The organism is Bacteroides propionicifaciens DSM 19291 = JCM 14649 (assembly GCF_000375405.1).
Taxonomy (GTDB): Bacteria; Bacteroidota; Bacteroidia; order Bacteroidales; family Bacteroidaceae; genus Bacteroides_E; species Bacteroides_E propionicifaciens.
Window position 1 is genome coordinate 86682 of record NZ_AQWS01000003.1, and the last position, 23595, is coordinate 110276.

Annotated in this window: 19 protein-coding genes; all 19 read right to left on the bottom strand. The window is 37.8% G+C overall.

What is annotated here, in order from left to right; all coding sequences use genetic code 11:
* Nucleotides 1-2 precede the first annotated feature (2 nt).
* Entirely contained in the window at nt 3-563 is a 561-nt protein-coding gene (locus tag B091_RS0101605) for a Fe-S-containing hydro-lyase (protein ID WP_018108259.1), read from the bottom strand.
* Nucleotides 564-573: 10 nt separating this feature from the next.
* Nucleotides 574-1422 (bottom strand): fumarate hydratase, encoded by an 849-nt coding sequence (locus B091_RS0101610; RefSeq protein ID WP_018108260.1) that lies wholly within the window; start codon nt 1420-1422, stop codon nt 574-576.
* A complete protein-coding gene (locus B091_RS0101615; protein ID WP_018108261.1) occupies nt 1419-2360 on the bottom strand; it encodes a lantibiotic ABC transporter in 942 nt (313 codons plus the stop codon). The genes B091_RS0101610 and B091_RS0101615 overlap by 4 nt, the downstream gene beginning before the upstream one ends.
* A 2-nt stretch (nt 2361-2362) precedes the next feature.
* A complete protein-coding gene (locus B091_RS0101620; RefSeq protein ID WP_018108262.1) occupies nt 2363-2680 on the bottom strand; it encodes a DUF4387 domain-containing protein in 318 nt (105 codons plus the stop codon).
* Between the two features lie 19 nt (nt 2681-2699).
* The gene (locus B091_RS0101625; protein ID WP_018108263.1) at nt 2700-4061 is read right to left on the bottom strand and encodes an acyclic terpene utilization AtuA family protein; all 1362 of its coding nucleotides are present in this window, start codon (nt 4059-4061) and stop codon (nt 2700-2702) included.
* Between the two features lie 12 nt (nt 4062-4073).
* Entirely contained in the window at nt 4074-5333 is a 1260-nt protein-coding gene (locus tag B091_RS0101630) for a methylaspartate ammonia-lyase (protein WP_025069346.1), read from the bottom strand.
* Between the two features lie 19 nt (nt 5334-5352).
* Nucleotides 5353-6819 (bottom strand): methylaspartate mutase subunit E, encoded by a 1467-nt coding sequence (locus tag B091_RS0101635; RefSeq protein WP_018108265.1) that lies wholly within the window; start codon nt 6817-6819, stop codon nt 5353-5355.
* The gene (glmL, locus tag B091_RS0101640; protein ID WP_018108266.1) at nt 6785-8218 is read right to left on the bottom strand and encodes a methylaspartate mutase accessory protein GlmL; all 1434 of its coding nucleotides are present in this window, start codon (nt 8216-8218) and stop codon (nt 6785-6787) included. The genes B091_RS0101635 and glmL overlap by 35 nt, the downstream gene beginning before the upstream one ends.
* A 1-nt stretch (nt 8219) precedes the next feature.
* Entirely contained in the window at nt 8220-8633 is a 414-nt protein-coding gene (gene glmS, locus B091_RS0101645) for a methylaspartate mutase subunit S (RefSeq protein WP_018108267.1), read from the bottom strand.
* 606 nt (nt 8634-9239) lie between these two features.
* On the bottom strand, nt 9240-10490 hold the full coding sequence (nqrF, locus tag B091_RS0101650; RefSeq protein WP_018108268.1) for an NADH:ubiquinone reductase (Na(+)-transporting) subunit F: 1251 nt from the start codon (nt 10488-10490) through the stop codon (nt 9240-9242).
* Nucleotides 10491-10510: 20 nt separating this feature from the next.
* On the bottom strand, nt 10511-11107 hold the full coding sequence (nqrE, locus tag B091_RS0101655) for an NADH:ubiquinone reductase (Na(+)-transporting) subunit E (protein WP_018108269.1): 597 nt from the start codon (nt 11105-11107) through the stop codon (nt 10511-10513).
* Between the two features lie 56 nt (nt 11108-11163).
* Nucleotides 11164-11796: an NADH:ubiquinone reductase (Na(+)-transporting) subunit D gene (locus tag B091_RS0101660; RefSeq protein WP_018108270.1), complete on the bottom strand. Its 633-nt coding sequence runs from the start codon at nt 11794-11796 to the stop codon at nt 11164-11166.
* Nucleotides 11797-11810: 14 nt separating this feature from the next.
* Nucleotides 11811-12500 carry an NADH:ubiquinone reductase (Na(+)-transporting) subunit C gene (gene nqrC / locus B091_RS0101665; RefSeq protein ID WP_018108271.1) on the bottom strand — a complete coding sequence of 230 codons (690 nt, stop codon included), beginning with the start codon at nt 12498-12500 and terminating at the stop codon, nt 11811-11813.
* Between the two features lie 16 nt (nt 12501-12516).
* Nucleotides 12517-13695, bottom strand: coding sequence for an NADH:ubiquinone reductase (Na(+)-transporting) subunit B (locus B091_RS0101670; RefSeq protein WP_018108272.1), 1179 nt, complete (start codon nt 13693-13695; stop codon nt 12517-12519).
* Between the two features lie 22 nt (nt 13696-13717).
* The gene (locus B091_RS0101675; RefSeq protein WP_018108273.1) at nt 13718-15067 is read right to left on the bottom strand and encodes a Na(+)-translocating NADH-quinone reductase subunit A; all 1350 of its coding nucleotides are present in this window, start codon (nt 15065-15067) and stop codon (nt 13718-13720) included.
* A gap of 243 nt (nt 15068-15310) precedes the next feature.
* Nucleotides 15311-16714, bottom strand: a complete 1404-nt coding sequence (locus B091_RS0101680; RefSeq protein ID WP_018108274.1) for a C1 family peptidase — start codon at nt 16712-16714, stop codon at nt 15311-15313.
* A gap of 177 nt (nt 16715-16891) precedes the next feature.
* Complete coding sequence (locus B091_RS0101685; protein ID WP_018108275.1) at nt 16892-18871, bottom strand: choice-of-anchor J domain-containing protein; 1980 nt, start codon at nt 18869-18871, stop codon at nt 16892-16894.
* 12 nt (nt 18872-18883) lie between these two features.
* Nucleotides 18884-21622 carry a TonB-dependent receptor gene (locus tag B091_RS0101690; RefSeq protein ID WP_018108276.1) on the bottom strand — a complete coding sequence of 913 codons (2739 nt, stop codon included), beginning with the start codon at nt 21620-21622 and terminating at the stop codon, nt 18884-18886.
* 192 nt (nt 21623-21814) lie between these two features.
* On the bottom strand, nt 21815-23503 hold the full coding sequence (gene ettA / locus B091_RS0101695; RefSeq protein ID WP_018108277.1) for an energy-dependent translational throttle protein EttA: 1689 nt from the start codon (nt 23501-23503) through the stop codon (nt 21815-21817).
* Between the last annotated feature and the right edge of the window lie 92 nt (nt 23504-23595).

Consider the following 23595-nt stretch of genomic DNA (forward strand, 5'->3'; position numbering starts at 1 on the left):
AACTATGAAACTACTTCATATTTTTTTCGACCAATATCATAATAGTTTACTCCTCTACTGTCTATTGCAACAATAGCAGGAAAATCTTTAACTTCAAGTTTGCGAACAGCTTCTGTACCCAACTCTGGATAAGCTATTATCTCTGCATTAACTACGCATTTAGCCATTAGTGCAGCAGCTCCTCCTATTGCAGCAAAATAGATTCCACCATGTTCAACCATCTTATCAATTACTGTCTGATCGCGCAATCCTTTACCAATCATAAATCGTAATCCTTGCTCAATTAATAGAGGAGAAAACTTATCCATTCTACCTGCTGTAGTAGGCCCTACTGAGCCTATAGGCTTACCAGGCTTTGCCGGACAAGGCCCTGCATAATATACCACAGCTCCATTAAAATCAAAAGGCAACTGCCTTCCGGCTAGAATATCATCAAAAAGCCGCTGATGCGCAGCATCACGAGCTGTATAAATCTCCCCCGTAAGATAAACCATATCACCTGCACGCAAACTGGCAGCAGCTTCAATGGTAAGGGGGATTCTGAGTTCAATTTTATCGTACATAATTTTCCTCCTATAATTTTCCTTCAGCGTGCCTTGTAGCATGGCAGCCAATGTTTACTGCAACAGGCAAACCCGCAATATGCGTGGCTTCAGTGATTATATGGACAGCCATAGCTGTAGTACTCCCTCCAAAACCAGCAGGACCAATACCCAACTGATTAATTTGAGCCAATAAGTCTTTTTCTAGGCTAGCCAATTGCTCATCCGAATTAATAGACCCGACCTCACGCAAGAGTGCTTTTTTAGCTAAATAAGCACAACGCTCCATAGTTCCTCCTATTCCAACACCAACAATAATCGGGGGGCAAGGATTTGCTCCTGCCTCAGATATAACATCAAGAATAAAGTCTTTTACTCCTTGCAACCCTTGGCTGGGTGTTAGCATTTTAAGCTGACTCTTGTTCTCACTGCCAAAGCCTTTTGGAGCTACAGTAATAGTCAATTCATCGCCTGCTACAACATCATAATGAATTACTGCTGGTGTGTTGTCGTTAGTATTTATTCGCTTAAGAGGGTCAGACACAACTGATTTTCTCAAAAAACCCTTTTCATAGCCTTGTCGGACACCTTGGTTAATTGCATCACCAATGAAGCCACCATCAAAAATAACATCTTGACCTACCCGAACAAAAACCACGGTCATACCAGTATCTTGGCACATCGGAGAAGATTCTGTTTGAGCTATTTCTGCATTTTGTAGAAGTGTATTCAGAATATCTCGCCCCAACATCGATTTATCTTCCTTTGCTTGTTTTTCCAAACAACGTTTAATATCGGATGTCATTACACAGTTGGCCTCGATGCATAGATGTTCAACCAAAGTTATGACATCAAACAACTTAATAACTCTTGTTTTCATAGACTATTCCGTTTAAAGAAATGAATCGTATTCCTATTCGATAAGTCACTTTCGGTATCACCAATTAACCCCACCAAACAGTAGGTATTCGTCTTTTTGTCATGCACAAAGCCTCGTATTAAATAAAAGTCCTCAATTTCTGCGGTATTTGTCATGTGGATTCTTGGTCCATCACATACTTGAACCCATTTTCCAATCTGAATATGGTCGTCATCGCAGTAAGATATTGGTAAAGCCTCAGCTATAAGTTCGTCTATACGATGTGCCAAATAGCCAAAATCAATTTCAATATCATGTATAAACCGCAAGACGAAACCACAACGAATATCCGAACTATAATAGAACTCTGGACTAATCTCCATTTCATCTTCTAAAATACGCATAGTTAATTCTTCGGCAGAGTGTGCCATCTTTCTATAGCGCTGCGATTGGTTAACTATTTTATAGATACTCTGAGGAAGAGGACCGAAAATACTAGGCCGTGTAACAATAATCTCCTCACCTATCCCCACAATTATATCTGCATTGACCCCTAAAGCTGGGTAGATAAGATTGAAATGCTCAATGACTACTCTCCTTTTACGTGACAGAACCTCTTGGATAAAATCTACAATCTCATACATCTGTACGAAAGCCATGGCAAATCGCACATCAATATGATAAGAAGCCGCATCGTCTAGATCCTCAAAGATATTACGCGCTTGCATAATTTTACGAGGACTCATCACATCATCATCGTTAGACAATTCAAGGCCAGGGAACATCCCCTTTATTAAAGAGGATTTCCCAGATCCTGAATCGCCAACAATCCCAATTAACTTATCATTGTAATGAAGATGTTGCTGAGCAATTTGCTCACCCAGAAATATCAACCGCTCTTTACCACGAGGAGCATAATATTGAGATGATACAGAATACTCTTGAATCAGATTACGCATAATTATAAATTAAAATCGTATTGCATTAGGGGTGCATGTTGCTGTGCACCATACACATCTGTTTCACCTAAAGCCCCTGATGGAATAGGCCGAACAATAGTTATCTTGACAGCCTTTGCAGGATCAAAATAGACCAAGCTTATAATGTTTTTTTCGGGAATATTATAAAGAGGGGCAAAAGTGGATTTGGAGATAAACTGTGCCTCCTTTGCTCGATTATAAGTTTCAAAATCTTTGAATATTATATCAAATGTCAATTCATATGGGCCCGAATTCTTACTCCGAATTACAGTTGCCACATCCATTAATTTTGTTTTCATAGTGTATAATCCTCCTGGTTTAATTTTTAATGTCTAAGTATTCGATAGGGAAAGGTAACAAAGGATCGGCGACCTTTAATAAATGATAGATGCTAAACTCAAAAACTTCTCCAACTTTACAGTCGGACGGTGAAAATGGAAAAGCTAAGTTTCCAGCAGTTGATATTCGCCCTTCATAACCGTAGTGTAACATTGTACTGCGTGTAAATCCGCAAATTGTATCGGCTAAATCTTGGGTTGGGGCAACAGCCTCAATAATAATCATCAATTCATGACTTAGGGGATTATTTAATCCTTTGAACAACGACATAACTCCGTTCTTACCATAGATTTTAAAGTCTAAGAAGTACGACAAATCGTAATGTTTAAAGTTATCTTCAACACGCTTGCGAACATTAGCAACAATATCATCAATATTTTCTATCATGATAGGATCTTTTGTTGCCGCACAAGAAATAGTTCTAAACCCAACGCGTCGAACTCCTTCCAGTTTTACAGTATACTCTTCAGTGGGTTCAAACTTTGTCCCAGCAACAAAAACTTTATTATCGGATATTTGCTCAAAACTCGTATTGTAAAGATTAAGCTTACCCCCTGGCCCTGGAAGTTCGTAAGGGTTAGTTTTCTCATAAAGCGTATGCGCTGCAACCGAGAGCGTCGTGCATTTACGTTCAGGAGATAACGGCTCTAAGATAAAGCCATCTTCACGCAAGTATCCAAACATACAATCACTTCCACTACCAGGAATACAAGTTATTGCTGCACATTCAAGAATTTTACCCAAATGGAGTGCTAATCCTTTGTCAAATCCTTCTCGAACAGCTAGGCAAGCAAATACGGATGGATCATACGATCGACCTGCCAAAATAACATCTGCACCAGAATTGAGTGCCTCGATAAAAGGCTCTTCACCCATTTGGGCAACAATACGTACAGCTTGATCGATTGCATCTTCTGTTAATTCTTCCGCTGGGTAGAGAGGTGAGATATTACCTTTAAGAAATTCATTTCTTATAAAGTCTTTATCAAATTCTGATTGAATGACAGCGAGTTTAAAATTAAGCTTCTTCTCTTCGGCTATTTCTTTAATAATATCAAGCGTTAGTTCCACATGAGGTCTTCCACCAGCTCCACCTGCAGATCCGATAATTACCGGTATTTTAGCATTAATCCCTGCAGGAATCATAATTTCCAAATCTCGCTTAACTGAATTTCTATCAGTGAAAGATATTCCTGCTCCCAAGTAGTAAGGTCCTGGATCTGTTGAACCAGCATCTACAGCAATAACATGAGGTTTACGTTCCATACCTGCTTCGAAAGAGGCTAATGGAAAACCATAGCCCAAAATTGCAGTTGGTGATAATATTCTTAATTCTTTCATGATACTAAGTATTTAAAGGTTCAACTTATCGGAATATTTCTTAAGAGCTAGAATTCGGCTCATTTCATTATAGACAAGCATTACGCCTTCATCGACTCCCATACCAGGTTTTGCCAATATCTGAATAGGGGAAGTAGCCATCGCAATATGACTGCAAACTTCCGAAGAACGAGAAGTCTCATTACATGTCCCACCTAGATAGGCATCTATACCCTCTTTGTTACAGAATACAACAGCTTCTATCGTATTGTTGATACCACCTAAATCAGGAGTTTTAATTTGGATCATGTGACCTGCCTTAGCCTTTGTGAAATCACAAATATCTTGAAGTGTATTACACCATTCATCAGCAACAATCTTCACTTGGATATTTTGCAAATCTATCAACTCACGAAGCTCTCGCATCGCTTTAATCTGTGCTTCCTTGCTATCGAAGTCAATAGGCCCCTCAACACGGAGTTCTAATGGTGATACGAGTTCTACCAACTCTCCTAAATAAGTAGCAATTCGATCGAGATCATTATCGAAAACTATACCAAGCGTACCATAAACATCAATATGAATCACTGGGTTATATCCAGGATAGGGTCGATGCGTATCAATACGCTTAACCAACCACTCCAAGTAAGCTTTTATTTTCTCTCCATTTGCCCCTACTTTGGTTTCAACGTTATTAAATAGTGCATGAGGCAGAACATCAACTCCTTTAATTATCATTTTATCGACATTATTGTATCTGTCATCACCCGATTGGGCAAATATTGGAATAATGTGATCTGACATTTTTAGATCATACTCATCGGCAATGATATTAGCCATATAAGTACCTTTGGCTTTAGCAACAGCATCAAGACAAGCTTGAGTAACACCATAACGAATAGCGGTATGATATAATTTACCTGTAGATGGACTGATTGCCTGATCTATTTCATTGGCTAAATCCTTAAAACTAGTAATCTCTTTGCCTTCATAAAGAGGAGCTATCTCTTTTTCAATTAACGGAATAAAAGTCTCTGCCAAGAAAAGAGGGTCTCGACCACAAGCACCCGAATATTGGACTGCCGCGCAGTCACCATGTGCTATTGCTCCATTTTCGAGCAAAAACAATATAGAAATCGATTCTCCCGATTGCCTAACGGACGTAAACCCAGAGGTCAAAGGATCACCAATATAAAAACAACCATCATTTTTGGCACCTTGCTTTATCGCTTTCTGGTCGTCGAAATAGAAGCCTGTCTTACCTGGTGCACATAACATTTTTAATATTTTCATAGCTTTTAGATTATAAGGTTTAAGTATTATCGTGTTGACGTGGACGTCCTACTAAGAATCCTTTACCGATGGCATAAACATCATCAATAACCATTTGGAAGTTTACGGGTCTGTTTTCAAACTTTCCACGCTCTTCTAACTTACTACGATGGAAATCGTGCAACTCTTTAGTAAAAGGTATGTTCCCAGCATCTAGAATACGAATAGCACCTTGGTTGTCACGTGCAGGCATAACTTTACCAGCATTAAAACGACTAGGTGCAAAAGGAATATCAAGTACACCTGCTTCAAAAGCGGCGATACACCCTAAAGCCAAGTCTCCCTTGCCAAGCTTCTCAACATGAGATAAGATGCACTTCATCTCAGCCTTTATAATCTCACTCTCTTGTAAGACAGCTGGTATCTGTGTGAAGTCTTGATCTCGTAGCATAGATATGACTTGTCGGGTAGCCCGAAGCCCTGCTGCATTAGCCTCTTTAGTAGGTACACCTGCAGCCTCATGAGGTGTTTTAACAATAACTTTAGAAGCTTTAGCCAAAGCTGCAGTTGCAGCACCCCAAGAAATTACACCGAATGCTTTTGATTCATCTTGTGGGAAGCCGCCCATCCATTGGTGGAAAACGGTGGTAATCCTTACATCATGAAAACCATAAACCGCTAAATATTCTTTTGTGGCCTCACGTAATGAGCTCAATGCTGCCACATCTTGAATTAAGTTTCCACATTGTCCGTAACCAACGGTTATATCTTTCACACCTTGCTCAGCAGCCATCAATGCTTCAATCACAGCAACACTATTAGAGATGCAGGCAGGAATAAGTGTTCCAGTCAACGGGCCAAACGGCTCCCTATTGATAGATACCCCGGCCTCTTCGTACAAACCAACTAATCGGTCGGTGTATTGCCAATGGGCAAGTGTACTCTCTAACGAATAGTTCTTAGAGTAAGGGATGTTATAAGATATTCCTCCTCCTTCATAGGAAGTGAAACCGCCAGCAATCGAAAGTTCTGTAAGCAAACGTGCATCGGGAGTACCATGACGAACTTGAACAGGACTTTTAACGCTCGAGGTAACCATTCTACAAATTTCAAGACCATAGTTTACAACAGGAAAACCATTCAACATCGATCTTCCCGACTCCTTACTTCTATTGATGCCAACCTCAGCTTCGGCATATCTATTTAAACGCGTATAGCTATCAATAGTTGTGGGCAATAAATCGGCCTCCCCTTCATCTTCAAGATACTGAAGAAGCTTAATGTGTTCATCATAAAGAGCAACACCAGCCCGAGGTTGAATAAGTGTTACTCCTTCAGCTGTTGCACTTTGGAGCTTGGTTCCAAAGCGTTTAACATCAGGAATAGATTTTTGATAAGCAACAGCTTCATCAAAATCGACCTCCTTCCCTGTAGGCCATTGAGATAATACCTCTTTGCGCTCAGCAAAGAAATCATCTAGTGACAATTTTTTGTTTCGAATTTTCATAGTGTTTAGTATCTAAGGTTAGTATTTTGATTTCTTGTTTTAATAAAGACAATGCGAGCTCTGGATCAACTAAGGACAATAAACCCATAGAAGCAAAAATATATTTACTATCACATAAAAACTGAGGACTCTTAGGTTTGGCATATTCATAGCTTGAAGCACTATAAAGACAACCTCGAAGAATAGATATTGGATTCTGACTATTTACGATGACACCACCAATGCCTATGACAGATGGAATATTAATTAAATCCTTTCCTGACAAAGTATAGACTTCACCCATAGGTGTGAAAGCTTTAGTATAAACCCCTACATGGCGCTCAACTGCCAGTTGAACAGCTTGACGAGCGAGAATCTGCTCTATCATGGCAGCAGTACTTGTAGGAGGAGCTATACGATTAGGTTCTTTATCACAAGCTTCGACCCACTCATTAATCTGGGTGGCTGGAATGCCTGTGGTTTTGGACAGGAGATCTAGATTGATGTTTTCAAGTAGAGAAGTCAGGCTATAACGCATACCTAAATCCCCTTCAACTGTTCGCTTACCGTAAGGTTCAGGAAGCCCTTTGTACATTACATTATCTATCGAAGGATACCCTCTAGACATAGAATATATATCAGTAGTTGCACCACCAATATCAATAGCCATAAAGTCACCAATACCTTTGCTCTGATTAGTCCCTTGACTTAAAAGCTCACAAGCATTAAGAACAGCCAAGGGAGTGGGTATTATTTCATACTCAGTGAGGTTTTGAACTCTACTTAGCCCTTTGGCCTGAATAATTCTAGTGATAAATAGCTTATGGATACACTCCTTAGCAGGGACTGTGTTGAGCACATTAAATTGAGGCATTACGTTATCTGTGATAATAAAGTCACGATTAGCAGCAGTAAATATATCAGCCACCTCATCACTAGCACTCTTATTACCTGCATATATAATAGCAAAAGGAACTTTGCTTTGGGCTAGACGGTGTGCATTAGCTAAAACAACGGCTTTATTACCACCATCTGTACCACCACACAACAACACAATATCGGGCTGAATTTGGGAGATTTCTTCTGCCTCTGATCTAGATATTTCGTAAGCATAGGTTTTAATTACTTTGGCACCAGCACTTGCTGCCGCCATTTTAGCAGCTTTGGCTGTTAAATCTGGAACTAAACCCAGAGCCACCATCTTAAGGCCGCCAGCTGCGCTACTACAAATCAGTAATTTATCATATTGAAATTCACCAATCTTTTGTTTCAGTGTGGATAGAGCTTTTTCAAAACCACACATCACATCACTAGATATAGTGGTAAAAGCAGAAGAAGTACCTAATATTTTTTTTGCTTTACCATCGATAACAGTAAGTTTGGTATAAGTACTTCCAAAATCGACAGTGAGGTAGATCATATCAGTTCATTTTTAAAATTTCCTTCAATTCATCTATCGTAGTGTCAATAGTTGTTCCTGGAGGATAGATTCGAGTAAATCCCATTTTATCAAACCGCAGAGCAACATCTTCAAAGTTTTGCTTACCTACAACCAAGTTACCACCTGCTAAGAGAGGAATACCTTCCAAGCCAGCTTCATTGCATTTTTCACGGAGACCTTGGCAGTCAATCTCACCATGACCATATAAAGAGGAGACTAAAATAGCATCAGCATTGGTTTCTAAAGCAGCTTCAATAAATTCCTCTTGAGAAACCATTACGCCTAAATTGACGACTTTAAATCCTGCTTCATTTAATGCAAAAGCGATGATTTTATTACCTACAGCGTGAGCATCGGCACCAATGACACCAGTAACAACAGTTCTTGTATTCATAGCAATAGTATATTAAAGTTAATATGTAGTGATAATATTACTCTTAATGGTATACCATAAACCAATAGCTAATTGTGCAGCAATTGGTTTTAAAATTAGATTAAAGGTTCTACTACAAACTTAGCATTTATTTTGACATAACATATAAATTTAGCTAATATATCACATCTATATTTAATATAATTGCTAATATAGACGTACCTACAGGGCATCAATGGTATATAAATCGTATATACAACCATAATGATTAGGTAATAATTTCAGACAAGCTCCGTTACTAAAATGAACATATAGACACCATATCGGGGGAATGAGAGCAAATAGTATAGAAATAGAGAGTTATATCAAACACAACTAGAGTTAAACTGCAATTATACTTTTATAGAAAAAGAATTATCAAGAATATTATTGAACAAAAACTTAGTTAATATACATTAACTTCAGAGAAAGATGAGTTACTAAATAAACAAACTAACCCACTTAAAGTATCAGAGCATGTACACATATAAAACAAGTCTATAAAACGCTATACTATAAAGAACAAAAAAAGCCTTGTCAACAAATTCGTTGACAAGGCCTCTAATTATATAATACGGAGGTTAATAATTAACCACCAAAATCGTCAAATAAGATGTTCTCACGTGGTACACCCAAATCGTAAAGCATTTTTTCAACAGCATTACTCATCGGGCCAGGACCACACATGTAGTACTCAATATCTTCAGGTGCATCATGATCCTTTAGATACTCATCATAGATAACTTGGTGAATGAATCCTACAGAACCTTTCCAGTTATCATCAGGCAATGGAGCACTTAAAGCGATATGGAAGCTAAAGTTGGGAAATTGCTTTTCGAGTTCACGAAAATCTTCTTCGTAGAAAATTTCTGCTTTAGAACGAGCACCATACCAATAAGAAATCTTACGATCAGAAATCTTAAGAGTCTTAAGCAAGTGCAACAAGTGAGCACGAAGAGGAGCCATACCAGCACCACCACCAACATAAAGCATTTCGTTTTTAGTTGTTAGGATTGGATGGAAATCTCCATAAGGACCACTCATCATCACCTTATCTCCAGGCTCTAACGAGAAGATATACGATGAAGCAATACCAGAATTGACTTTCATGAAGCCACCTGTCTTAGGGTCAAATGGAGGAGTTGCAATACGTACGTTCAATGTGATAACGTCACCCTCAGCAGGGTAGTTAGCCATAGAATAAGCACGAATAGTCTCTTCGTCATTCTTACAGTTTAGATCCCACATTTTGAACTTATCCCAATCTCCGTGGAATCTTTCATCAATTTTGAAGTCTTTAAAAGGGATATTAAACTTAGGTATGTCAATTTGAGCATAGCTACCAGGAATAAAGTCCATATGTTCTCCTTCTGGCAATTTCACTACGAACTCTTTGATGAAGGTAGCAACGTTACGGTTAGAGATAACCTCACACTCCCACTTCTTCACACCAAGAACAGACTCGTCAATCTGTAGCTTCATATCTTCTTTAACTTTCACTTGACAAGCTAAACGCCAGTGTGCAGCTTGTTCTTTACGAGAAAAGTGTACTTTTTCAGTAGGAAGAATTTCACCTCCCCCTTCAACTACCTGACAAGTACACTGCCCGCAAGATCCTTTTCCACCACAAGCAGAAGATAAAAAAACTTCATTCTGAGCCAATGTACCAAGCACAGTACCACCTGGCTCAGTATCCAACTCCTTTTTCCCGTTTATCAGGATTTTGACCTCACCTGATGGGGATAAATATTTTTTTGCAATAAGCAAAATTATAACAAGTGCTAAGATTACACCGAGGAAAACCAAAATACTTGTTATTATTAAAGGTAAAGATGTCATTGTCTTATTTCTTTTATCAATTAAATATTCAGTCCTGAGAAACACATGAAGGCCATAGCCATCAGACCTACCACAATAAACGTGATACCCAAACCTCTAAGAGGTGCAGGCACATCAGAATATGCCATTTTTTCACGTATAGCAGCTAATCCAACAATCGCTAATAACCATCCAATACCTGATCCGAAAGCATATGTTGTAGCCTCACCAACGTTAACGAACTCTTTTTGTTGCATAAAAAGAGAACCTCCCATGATAGCACAGTTCACTGCAATTAGAGGTAAGAAAATACCTAATGAAGCATATAGCGAAGGGCTGAATTTTTCAACAACCATCTCCACCAACTGCACAATACCAGCAATTACGGCGATAAATAGAATAAAACTCAAGAAACTCAAATCAACACCTTCAACTAAAGCATTGGCTTTAAGTACATAGTTTTCGAGCAAGTAGTTAATTGGTAATGTAACAACCAAAACAAAGGTTACTGCAATACCAAGACCTACAGCTGTTTTAACGTTCTTCGATACAGCCAAGTATGAACACATACCTAGGAAGTATGCAAAGATCATATTCTCGACAAAAATCGATTTAACAAATAAACTTAGATAGTCCATATTATTTTAGAATTTAAACTTGAAACAAGAAACTTACTTCAAGTTAAATATGCATATTAATTTTCTTGTAACTCTTTGTGTTTACTTCTCTGATACCAAATGATACATGCGCATAAAATCAGAGCCATTGGGGGCATTACCATCAAACCATTATTCATATAGCCTAACTCGTAGAAAGACTCAGGAATTACTTTAAAGCCTAGAAGCTCGCCAGCACCAAATAGTTCACGGAAAAACCCTACAATTACTAAAATTTTAGCATAACTAAGACCATTACCTACCCCATCAAGAAAAGATTCCCAAGGACCATTAGCCATAGCAAATGCCTCAAGACGTCCCATCAAAATACAGTTAGTAATAATAAGACCAATGTAAACTGAAAGTTGCTTGCTTACATCAAATGCATAAGCCTTCAAAATTTCACTTACAACAGTTACTAAAGCAGCAACAACAACCAACTGAACAATAATACGAATACGATTAGGTATCGTTTTACGTATTAAAGAAATAATCACGTTGGCAAAAGCTACAATTACAGTAACCGATAATCCCATCACTATAGCAGGCTCAAGCTTAGAGGTAACAGCTAATGCTGAACAAATACCTAACACCTGAACAGTTACTGGGTTGTCGATCCCTAATGGAGCTTTAAATATTTCTCTATTTTTTTTAGAAAATAATTGACTCATATATTATCCCTCCCTTAATTTTTTAAAAATGTTGAATACTGGCTGATGCTATTTTTAATCATCTTGTCGACACCATTAGAGGTAATCGTACCACCAGTTATACCATCCACTTGATAGTTTGGATGCTGCACCTGACCATTCTTAATGACGCTCAAGACAACTGACCCATTTTCCATTACAATTTTATTATCAAACTGTGTCTGGAACATTGGTGTTGAAATTTCAGCACCTAAACCTGGAGTCTCACCTGCATGATCAAAATAAACACCATAAACTGTATTCTTATCACTATTTAAAGCAACATATCCCCAAAGGATGTTCCAAAGTCCGTTACCAAAAACAGGAATAATATATTTGGTTTCACCATTTACCTCACAGATATATAAAGGCAGTTCGCGCTCAGCCAGAGGCTTAGCCAACTCAAACTTCATATCAATAGCAAAACCGCCAGTTTCGCTCATTACCTGAGCATCCGAATTAATGATTTCATCAGCCTTAACGTATTTAGCATACTCAGCTTGAACATCATCAACCTTACTTGCATCTATATGCAAAGCACTAAGGATTTGCTTCATCTTGTCAATATCCTCATTCTTCTTTTGCGTTGGCTTCAGTGATTCTGAGACGAACGCGAGTAAAAACGCTACGATAACAACCATTACCGAAGCATAAATAATAGTATAAGTATTACTATTTGTATTCATTTTATTTCGGTTTTAATTAATTGTTAGAGTTAATAGCACGTTTAACACGAGCACTAATATTTGATTGAACTACGTAATAGTCGATCAATGGGGCAAAGATGTTCATCAATAAGATAGCTAACATCATACCTTCAGGATAACCTGGGTTAAGCACACGAATAACGATAGCCATAATACCAATTAAAAACCCGAAAATATATTTACCTGTTTCAGTACGCGCTGAAGTTACAGGGTCAGTAGCCATAAAGACTGCACCAAAGCAGAAACCTCCAAGAGCTAAGTGCTCATACCAAGGCATGTGAGCCATTGCAGTATCAGGACCGAATTGATTAAATACGATACCCATAAATGCACCTCCAACAAATACAGAGAACATGATCTTCCAACTAGCAATACCTGTAATTAAAAGAATTACAGCACCAATCAAGATCGCTATAACACTAGTTTCAGCAATAGAACCAGGGATTAAGCCAGTCACCATATCCATGGTAAAGGCTGGAACCTGATCGGCTGTGCCAGTAGAAGCTATTCCAAGTGGTGTCGCTACGGTTAGACCGTCTACAGTTTTACCTAAACCGAAAATGCTTTCCGAAGAGACCCAAACTGAATCTCCCGACATTTTAGTTGGGTAGGCAAAGAATAAGAAGGCACGAGTAACCAAAGCTACGTTGAAAATATTCATACCTGTTCCTCCGAAAATCTCTTTTGCGAAAATTACCGCAAAGCCAGTAGCCAATGCAAGCATCCACAACGGACAATCAACAGGAACAATCATAGGAATCAGAATTCCCGAAACCAAGAAACCTTCTTGAATTTCTTCCTTCTTCCATTGAGCAATAATAAACTCAATACCCAATCCTACACCATATGATACTACAATTTTAGGCAATACGGCTAAAAAACCGTAACCAAACATCTCCCAAAAAGTTCCTAGCTCGCCAACTGCATGAATGTAATGTTGGTAACCAACATTATACATACCGAACAAAAGAGCTGGAATAAGAGATATAACCACAAAAGACATTAATCGCTTACTGTCAGCAGAATCATGAATATGCGCACCAGATGTAGAAGTAGTATCGGGTACAAATATAAATGTTTCAAAACCATCGAATAGCGAATGGAATGCGTGGAGTTTACCACCCTCTTGAAAATGTGGTTTTATCTTATCTAGATAATTTCTTAACGCTTTCATTTATTTATATACATTTTAAATATTAAGACATTTCTGCTCGAAGCATATCTAAACCGTTGCGCACAATCTTTTGAAGCTCTACTTTCGAAGAACAAACAAATTCACATAACGCAAAATCTTCAGGGGCAATTTCATACACTCCTAGTTCTTCCATACGGTCGATATCACCTGCTAAGATTGCTTTAATAAGAAATTCAGGGAATATATTCATCGGAAGTACTTTATCGTACTCGTTAGAGAAAATCATATGACGTTTTCCTCCTTTAAGACGAGCATCTAAAGCGTACTCTTTATTTCCTTGTAACCAAGAGAAGTAAGAACGATTCACACTAAATTGGTCTGTACGTGGAAGAATCCAACCAAACAATTCATGTGCATCGTCACCTTCAGGGATTACTGATACAATTGAGTCGGTAGCACCTAAGAAACCATCTTTAGAGATTTGAGTACCTGTAAGTACACTTCCGCTAATATAGCGTAGGTTCTTATCTTTAGTTACTCTGCCCTTAAATAGTTTAGTAAGTTGTGCACCAAGAATTAGTTTACAATAGCTTGGTTTATCAACTTCAGAGCCAACAAAAGCTACTGTACGAGTAAAATCAAGCTTACCTGTGTTGAATAAGCGACCAATGAAGATCACTGCTTCTGCCTTAACAGTCCAAACAATTTCACCTTTATTAATAGGATCAATATGGTTAATCTGAACACCTACATTTCCTGCAGGGTGAGGTCCGTCAACGTAGTTTAACACTACATTTCTAGCCTCCTTAAGAGCGGGAGCCGATTGATTTACGTGAAGAGTTAAATATGTTTTTGCAAGTTTTGCCAAAACATTAAGACCAGTTTGGAAGTTTTTTTCGTCACCTTTAAGTTTAAATTCGAAACTTCCTGCTAGAGGGTTGCTATCAAAGCCAGAAACGAATATAGCTTTAGGAGTATTATTTGGGTTTGCTACAACATCATAAGGACGTTCTTTTACAAAACCAAAAAGACCAGTTTCAAGCATGATTGATTTCACTTCCTCTTTAGAAAGTTTATCAACATCCTTTTTGCCAAAGTCTATAAACTCTTGCTCTTTTGAAGGACGAACTGTTACGTTCAATACCTTTCTTCGAGCACCTCTTTCTACAGCAGTAACGACACCACTTACAGGTGAAACAAATTTCACTTCGGGGTTCTTCTTGTCATAAAACAAGGGAGTCCCAACCTTTACTCCTTCTTCAGGCTTGACAATCACTTTTGGTGTTACACCATGAAAATCATCTGGAACTAAAGCATACAGCTCCGGATTTTCAACAGTAAACAACACCTCTTCGGCTTTGCCTTTTAGAGAGATATCAAGGCCATTGCGTAACCTTATTACATTTGCCATGTTATTACAAATAATGATTTTGTTTATTTACTAACAAAAGTAATAAATTAAACTTTGAATAAAGAGAAAAAGAGAAACCTTTTAGGGATATATTTCCTTAAAAGGCTTCTCTATATTAAAGCCAGAGGGCTTATTAAATATATAATACTCAAGAGTATGCTAATAATAATTTATTTTAAACGACAGACCATTCATAAATAACATTATCTATAACAAAAACATCTTAATATCAAACATATGTCTTTACTTTTCATGCATAAACATAGGATCCCAAGCAGGCAAGCGAATTGGTTTTTTATTTAACAATTTCATTACTTTAGCCGGTACATATTTCTTTTCTACTACTAATCTAAACATATATTCGTTGAACCACTCATCTGTCATTATCAAATGCCCATTATGACCGTGGTTTGCTCCCCAACTATTCTCGACCATCCACTTATTCGTATTCCCTTTATCATCTAGATTGACTGCCATTAAAGTCATCGCATGTGAAGAGCCACTTGCGAAAGATTTTACGCGATCTTTCTTATCCATAGTAAAGCTCATGTCAAAGAGCGAAGCATAGTCGTAATTATTAATATCTAACACACCCCTTTCAGAATCCAAGAATTTACCTACATCGCAAGAGAAGTACATCATCGTACTGTCTTTTAGAGAAGTTATCGCCATCTCCTTAATATCTTCGACTGGTAGGTTTATATAAGTCCAGTTAGTTCCATCGTATTGGTGACGGTCGTAATCGATTTCATAGGTTTGATAATATTCTCGACTAGGATCATTCATTAGCATAACGTAATTGTCAATTAAATACTCATCACCGTATTTAGCTAAAAATGATTTTGGAGTATGTTCCTCAGTAGCTACTACCTCACCCTTGGCATTTTTACGATCCCAACTAAATTCAGTAGGTGGATTTCCTAAATTTAAGGCAAGTATCTTATAAATGCTCGAAAGCATCTCTGTTTTATCCTCAATTAGTTTGGCCTGAGAAGCTCCATTTGCAGCTTGCTTACGCAGCTCCATACCAAACTCGCGAAGCTTTAATATAATAATCTTAGCCATTGGTCCCGTATTCTTACTACTCATAGTTTCGGGCATCACTTCGCTAGGTACCAAGCCGTACTTACCTACAATATCAGCAACTCCTGCAAATGTTCCACCATCACTAAGTGGGTTCTTAAATAGCCACTCGACCATCTGATCGTTATCCTTTTTGTCACGGGTATCAATAATACCTTGTAAGAATAAATTTGATTTTTCTAACTGATCCCAAAAGAAAGGATATACTTCTGAATATTCAAAAGCACCCATATCGTACTGAGCTATCACTTTGGCACGCATCACGTTTAAGCCTGTAAATAGCCAGCACCTTCCCGATGAAAACTGATTAGTTATCCCCTTAGAATTTACTCGTATAGAGAAGTTTCCATCAATAGGTTCTACATCTGCATTCACTGCGAGTTTATTTAAATCGGTACCATTTAAAGCATTACGGATTGCCTTGTCTTGGGTATTGTAAGTATAAGAACTCTGAATTTCGCTCAACATTTTAGTCGAGATGCCTCCCCGTTTGTTTGATTGAGCATTTAATAACACTCCGCCCATGCAAGCCAAAGATGCAGCAGCTAGAATTAATTTCCTCATATTCTAATAGATATTTAGTTAGTTTATCAACTAAGCAAATGTAATTTATTTATCACAGGATAACTAAGATTATTTTAACTAATATTTTTGACTAAATGGACATAAAACAAATGGAGAGGAATTGCTATAACGCAATTCCTCTCCATCTATTAATTAGTTACCAAGTATCTTTTTGGCTTATCTCAACTTTAGAGAACCTTCAATATATTTAAACTCTCCTTTACCTATAACCTCATACTGAATAGTATATCCAATATTTGAGTTATTATATGCTTCAAAGTTGACCGTATAAATAACTTCCATATTATCTACAGGGGTAGCATCTGGATAAGCTACTTCCAATCCAATCATAAATGCATGCGGTAATCTTGACATTACTAGGTCAAGAATTTCAGCATTAGACATAAGTGTTCCATCTTCTTTGGTGTAACCCTTAGCATATTGCTCTGTGTATTTACCAACTCTAAGATCAACATTGTTTTGGAAAGCAGATGTACCAAAATAGTAATCATTATTCCCATACGTCGTTACGTATCCTTTGCCCTTCTCGGTAATACCCAACTCTTTTTGATCAATATTTTCCCAAACCCAATCGGTAATTGGCTGATAAAAAGCAGATACTGCCGCATTCCCCTTCTCAGCAGGTAAATTAACTACTGTACTAGGATTATATACCCAACTGCCGTCAGAGAAAACGAATTGGCTAGTCGCAGACACAAATGACTCAACAAAGCTCCATGAACTGCCATTGTACTCGTACTGAGCAGATCCCATACCATCATCATAAAGATAAACTAATGTTTTAAGGTCTTCAGCCTGAGCATAAGGATATCTTACGGATAAATATTTAGGTAAGTACTCTTTAGGATTAGCTTTTCCAAATTTATCAATACCCATCGCTTCATAGTCACTTGCATTTGGTGTAATTACATCATTTACCTCTAACCAAATAGTACCGTTAAACTTGTAAACATTTGATTTATTGAATACAGTAGATTCAGAAGAACGTGTAGACAACCTTGTCGTAGGCTTCTCTAGAGAAACTTGAACCTCATCAATTTGAACTGTTGTTGTAATCGCACCCGCGACCTCCTTTATACCATTTCCTTTATAGACAAAAGCAACTACAACATTCTTGTCAGCATACGGAGCCAAATTATAAGCTCCTACCGAAACAAAATTAGGTGTTTCACCTCCATCTTCAGGAACAGGAAATTCAAAAGAATCGGAAATATCTGTCCAAGTAGCTTTAGTTATATCGTCGGTGTAGCTGTCAGAGATCAATACACTTAATGGTAAACCATTATAATATCTGAATTTTAAATTAAAAGTAAGAAAAGCGTCTTTCTGAGCTTTCATACTTGGAGTTAAGATATAGTTTTCTTCTTCTGCGTTCGAACCGTTAGCCGAGAACTGTAGGTACGAATTATTATTATAAACTCTTATTTGCCATTCTCGTGCCCCAAGAATATTCTGTTGAGTCCAACTAGGTACGTCCTTATCATTAAATTCATTGAAATCTTCAAAGAATATAATTGGATCAGTTCCTGATTGGCCTGGCTCAATAATAGAGTACTTATAATTCACTACTGCATACTGGTCTTTTTGAGCATCAACATACTTAGCATTTAACAGAGCATCTATCGATTTATTCAAAGGCTTTTTATCTGTTACATACTCAATGCCAGCCTCACCCCATACTTGCTCATAATCATTGCCATCGAGCGTGTAGTTGTGAGCTTGCTCTAGCTTAGTTAAGATTTCCGGTTTATTTACATCCTCATTATAAGTTAGCTTTATAGCTGCGGTATTATCTTTCGTATACCACTTTGTAATCAAAAAGTTGGGTGCAAAATCAGCTGCAGTAATTAACTCGCCAAAAGACTCATTAGAAGCTATGGCTTTTAATGCATTCTGATAGATTTCAGAAGGAGTACCATCTTCTGTTTCCACCTTAGCATCTAACTCTTTGGCAAAAGCTACATTGTCTTTGTTTTTGGAAATCGCACTATAATCTTCTGGGAGTAAGGTATACTCTACTGCAGAAGTATTATCAGGCTTAGCTAAATCTTCCAAACCCTTAAAGTGTTTATCGTTGTAGTCGCAGCTGCTCAATATTAAAGCGCAAGCCAACAGACCATATATATATTTTTTCATCTTATTAAGCTATTAAAAGTTTAACTTCAATCTTACATTAAATGTACGTCCAAATCCGTAGAATACCCCGTAAGCTTGCTGCCAAGTTCCACCCGCATCTGTTGCATCTGTTATGTATTCCTGATCAAATAAATTAGTTACATTACCCGATAAAATAGAAGTAATATTTCCTATTTTGAACCTATAACTTGCATTAAGGTCGAATATTCCTGCCGAAGGAATTCTCCAAGGCGTTGCAAAAGAGGTTTCAGAGTTAGCTATAATGTCACCTGATTTGAAGTTCCAATCTGCATAGTTTCTACCATAAAACAAATAATCAATTCCTAAACGTAGCTCCTTGGTAGGTTTGAAAGTTGCACCCAAAGCAGCCGTCGTCTGAGCCGAGCCTCCAACTTTTACATCTTTCAAATCCAACTGACTCCATGCATGATCAGAAGCTTGAATTCCACTAGCAACTACTCCTCCATCTAATGTTTTTAAGGGTTGTCCTTGTGAATTATAGAAATATCCTTTAGGGTTGCTTACCCATTTCCAGTCACCAATAGAGAACATACCAGTAATATCTAACCATTGGAATGGTTTAGCTGTAAAATCAAGTTCAATACCTTGGTGACGAGCATTTACACCTGACATATTGATTGTAGCTCTATCAATTTCCACTCGATTATCATCAGTAATTGAAACCCCTTTAGTCATAGTTTTATCTTTCCACTCTGTATGATACATGTTAAGATTAGCTGCAAGGAAAGAAGAGCGGAAACCATACCCTAGTTCAAAAGACAAAATCTTTTCGTTTAACGCATCTTTGTTAGTCGCATTACTCGTTGTACTTTGTAAAAAAGCACCTCCTGAAAAATAAGGAGCACGGCTAATAAATCCGACATTTGCAAATACGTTATGGTATTTATTAATATTGTAATTTAAACCCGCTTTTACAGTTCCGCCTAAGAAGTTAAGTGTAGAAGATTTAGCATTTGCTTTATCGTAGTAAAAACGATCATATCTCCAATAAGAAGTATTGGATAAAGAGCCCGATACAAATGCACTCAATTTATCAGTATTGTACTCAATTTGAGCAAAACCACCACCTTGTACGACATTACCATCATAATCTCTATAAATAACATCTCCCACGCCCAATTTTTGAGTTGCAAACATTGGATTTGCTGCATTGCTATTTAAAGCAGGACTAATATTTCTTCTATTTTCGTCTAAGAAGTATTCCCCGCCGTAAAGATCAACAAGTTCATTGGTATGAATACCTTTATAATATCTCAAATCAATACCACCAAAGAAATCGAATACCTCTTTTATCTTAGTGTTATAAGTAGAGAGCAAGCCATACCAGTTATGCTTATTTATCGATTTAGACATCGCCATATAGGAACCATTCTGACTTGCCTTATTATAATCATATACCTCGTCATAAGCAAAAGTACCATCCGGTTTTCTAAAGTAATTATTTAGTATCCCATTACTAGTACCATACCAAAGGTTTCGATTATTTGTATTGAATTCTTCATTCTTACCGTAACCTTGCCCGCTATAACCATAACCATTACCAATAGAAGCATAAAGAGCTGTACTCAAACTTGAGTTGCGATCAATTTGCCAGGAGTGGTTTAATGAAAGTTGAGGCTTGTGATATACATTGCGTTGAGAAGTCTTGCGCTCACCATTGATACCATGACCGTAAGTAGGATTATATTTATATTTATCGTTTTCGCCCATATAACGTGTACCAAACTCTTCCCATCCTGCTATAGTTAAACCATCGTTACGATTACGCTGATTATGCCATTGAGGAGCTCCAAAAGCAGTAAACGACAATTGGTGATCGTCATTAATTCGTTTGGCAATGTTTAAGAAGTAATTATATCCCTCGAACTCTGTCCCTTGAATATAACCATCTCCCCAAGTTTTACCACCTAGAAGAGTCATAGCCCAACCACTTTTGGTTAGACCTGTTGAAACATTGAATAAGATTTTGTTATAACCATCATTACCCATAGCGTAGCTCACAGAACCACCTTTTTGAGCATCAATAGTACGCGTAATAATATTAATTGATCCCCCAACAGAAGGTGCAGCAACTTTAGAAGCTCCCATACCACGTTGAGTTTGCATTGAACGAGTAACATCGGATAGACCAGCCCAGTTCGACCAGTATACTCCTCCCCACTCCATATCATTCATCGGTACACCATTAATCATTACTGCAATGTTTTCGGATTTAAAACCACGCATATTGATTTTTGAGTCACCAAAACCACCACCCTGTTTGGTTGCATAAACACCGGGTGTAGCTTTCAAAATCTCAGGGAACTCTTGAGTTCCTAGCTTTTCTTCTATAAATACGGGATCGATAGTAGATAGAGCTACTGGAGTTTGTCTATCTTTTGCAATAGACGATGTAATAGTAACGTCGGCAAGAGCAAAAGCATCTTGCTTCAATTGAATAACGCCAAGATCGACTGATCCTTTTTTTGTTATCTTTTGTTTTAAATCGACATAGCCGATATAACTAAATTTAATTGTTCCGTTGGTAGGAACAGACTGAGTAAAGAACCCATCAATGTCGGTAATTGTACCTTTTGATGTTCCATCAATTGTAACAGATGCTCCAATTAATGGCTCTCCTGTTTCTTGATCTACGACTTGACCCTTTACCGTACTTTGAGCAACAGCTGTTGCCGCCGAGCAAAGTAAAGCACAAGTCACAAACAGAAGCTGAAATAAACGCTTTTTCATAATTCTCTAGTTTGTATTAATAATAACTGAATACCTAAATCGTTATCAAAGATACACTTAATGAAGCATATAATGGTTACGATAATGTTACATTTATTAACCCTAATAATGAGTATTTGATATAATAACACAAAAAAAGAGGACCATAGGTCCCCTTTTTAGTATAAATAGTTATAAATAACTTGCTAGCACTTAATCATTTGTTAATTTTCTATAGCGAATTCGTTGAGGTCCAACATCACCTAGACGTTTAATCTTGTGCTCCTCATATTCAGAGTAAGAACCCTCAAAGAAAAACACATTTGAGTTTCCCTCAAAGGCAAGAATATGCGTACAAATTCTGTCTAAGAACCAACGGTCGTGAGAAATAACCACGGCACACCCAGCAAAATCATTAAGACCCTCTTCAAGAGCTCTCAATGTATTTACGTCGATATCGTTGGTAGGCTCATCGAGTAATAATACGTTACCCTCTTCTTTGAGTGCCATAGCCAAGTGAAGACGATTACGCTCACCACCCGAAAGAGCAGCACATTTTTTCTCTTGATCAGAACCTGCAAAGTTAAAGCGAGAAAGATATGCACGAGCGTTAAGGTCACGCCCACCAAGCTTAATGGTATCATTACCCCCCGAAATTACTTCGTAAACAGACTTCGTTGGGTCTATATCTTTGTGTTGTTGATCAACATAAGCAGTTTTGACAGTTTCTCCAACTTCAAAAGTACCTGCATCAGGCGTCTCAAGCCCCATTACTAAACGGAACAATGTAGTTTTACCAGCACCATTAGGGCCAATAACACCTACAATACCGTTAGGAGGTAAACTAAAGTTTAGGTTATCAAAGAGTAATTTCTCGCCATAAGCCTTAGTTACACCCTGAACTTCAATAACCTTACTTCCCAATCGAGGTCCATTAGGTATGAAAATTTCGAGCTTTTCTTCTTTCTCTTTTACGTCAGCATTCATTAATTGATCATACGCATTAAGACGAGCTTTACCCTTAGCTTGACGAGCTTTAGGAGCCAACCTTACCCACTCCAACTCACGTTGAAGTGTACGACGACGTTTGCTTTCTGTTTTCTCTTCCATTTCCATACGCTTGGTCTTCTGCTCCAACCAGCTTGAGTAGTTCCCTTTCCAAGGAATACCCTCACCACGGTCAAGCTCCAAGATCCAACCTGCAACATGGTCTAAGAAGTAACGGTCGTGGGTAACAGCAATAACTGTTCCCTCATACTGTTGAAGATGTTGCTCTAACCAATCAATAGATTCAGCATCCAAGTGGTTGGTAGGCTCATCAAGAAGAAGAATATCAGGTTTGCGTAGCAATAATCTACATAGAGCAACACGACGGCGCTCACCTCCTGATAGGTTTTCAACCAATTGGTCTTCTGGAGGACAACGGAGTGCATCCATAGCACGTTCGAGTTTGCTATCTAGATTCCATGCATCAGAAGCATCAATAATATCTTGTAGTTGAGCTTGGCGAGTAAACAGCTTATCCATTTTATCGGAATCTTCATAATACTCGGGCAAGCCAAACTTAAGGTTAATCTCTTCGTATTCATTTAGAGTGTCAACAACTTCTTGCACACCTTCCATAACTACCTCTTTGACAGTTTTGGTGTTGTCTAGCTTTGGTTCTTGCTCTAAATAACCCACAGAATATCCTGGAGAAATTACAACTTCTCCTTCGTATGATTTTTCTACGCCGGCAATGATCTTTAATAGTGTAGATTTACCCGAACCATTTAAACCCAGGATTCCAATCTTAGCACCATAAAAGAAAGATAAATAAATGTCTTTAAGGACATACTTATTGGGTTGGAATGCTTTACTTACCCCAACCATTGAAAATATAACTTTTTTATCGTCAGCCATAAACTTTTAAATAATAGTGTGTTAATGCCTATATGCTAACAAAGATAGTAAATATAAATTGAAAAAATTAAGAATTAATTTGGGATGTAAGA